The sequence below is a fragment of the Tersicoccus solisilvae genome (assembly GCF_014643255.1).
GTDB classification, from domain to species: Bacteria; Actinomycetota; Actinomycetes; order Actinomycetales; family Micrococcaceae; genus Tersicoccus; species Tersicoccus solisilvae.
Genome location: NZ_BMJI01000115.1, coordinates 1 through 502, shown reverse-complemented (window position 1 = coordinate 502; position 502 = coordinate 1). Strand labels below are relative to the sequence as shown.

General features: G+C 47.6%; 2 protein-coding genes. One reads left to right on the top strand and one right to left on the bottom strand.

Annotation, left to right across the window (positions count from 1 at the left end; genetic code table 11):
- The coding region (locus IEX22_RS16510) for a VOC family protein (protein WP_188669307.1) at positions 1–248 on the top strand (248 nt) is incomplete at its 5' end.
- Positions 249–300: 52 nt separating this feature from the next.
- Here the strand turns inward: IEX22_RS16510 and IEX22_RS16505 are convergent.
- Positions 301–502 (bottom strand): TonB-dependent receptor (locus tag IEX22_RS16505; RefSeq protein WP_188669306.1); only part of this gene is annotated, 202 nt, incomplete at its 5' end.

Here is a 502-nt window from a genome sequence, read left to right as displayed (position 1 = left end):
CCGTTATCGAATTGACCTACAACTGGGGCACAGAGCAATATGATATGGGTAACGCCTTTGGTCATATCGCCATAGGTGAAGAAGACATCTATGCCCGCTGTGAAGCCATCAGCGCCGCCGGTGGCAAGGTTATCCGTGCCCCTGGCCCGGTTGCCGGCGGCAGCACCGAAATCGCCTTTGTGGAAGATCCTGACGGTTACAAGATTGAGCTCATTCAGATGAGCTCGGCTGAAAAAGGCCTAGGTTAAACAATCAAACATAAAAAAAGCGCCGAAGGCGCTTTTTTTATTCAAAGATGACTTAGAACTTATAAGTCACACCACCATAGATTTGACGACCGATAGTGTCATAGACTTCAGGTACCGTCCCGGCATCACTACCATTGGATACAAATGAAGGTTCTTCATCAGTTAAGTTCTTAACACCCAGCGAGGCTGTCAAACCATCAGTAAAGTGATAAGTACCGACAATGTTGTGATACATGACCGCATCAGCCTTGGCA